This is a genomic window from Aeromicrobium phragmitis (genome assembly GCF_003674095.1).
GTDB lineage: Bacteria > Actinomycetota > Actinomycetes > Propionibacteriales > Nocardioidaceae > Aeromicrobium > Aeromicrobium phragmitis.
The window spans coordinates 1-384 of the sequence record NZ_RDBF01000148.1 but is presented as its reverse complement, the minus strand read 5'-3'; the positions used below and the strand labels follow the sequence as shown (position 1 = coordinate 384).

Here is a 384-nt window from a genome sequence, read left to right as displayed (position 1 = left end):
ATCGTCGTCGGTCTGGGCGGCAGCGCCACGAACGACGGGGGAGCGGGGCTGCTCGCGGCGCTCGGTGCCACGGCGGACGGGCCGCTCGACCGGGGACCCGCCGGGCTGGAGCAGGTGTCGGCCGTCGACGTGATGGCCGCCCGGGAGCGGTTGTCCGGTGTCGAGCTGGTCGTCGCGGCCGACGTGGAGACCCGGTTGCTCGGCATGTTCGGCGCGTCGAAGATGTTCGGTGCACAGATGGGGTTCTCCGAGGAGGACATCCTGCGCGTCGACCGGGTCCTCGACGGCTTCGTCGTCGCGGTCTGCGGACGCACCCCCTCCGAACGACGACTCGCCGACTCGCCGTCGGCCGGCGCCGCCGGCGGACTGGGATTCGCCCTGCTG

The 384-nt window shown here is 73.4% G+C and carries 1 protein-coding gene; it reads left to right on the top strand.

Going from position 1 to position 384, the window contains the following annotated elements:
• On the top strand, nt 1-384 hold a 384-nt coding region (locus tag D9V41_RS16705; RefSeq protein WP_166376110.1), incomplete at both ends, for a glycerate kinase.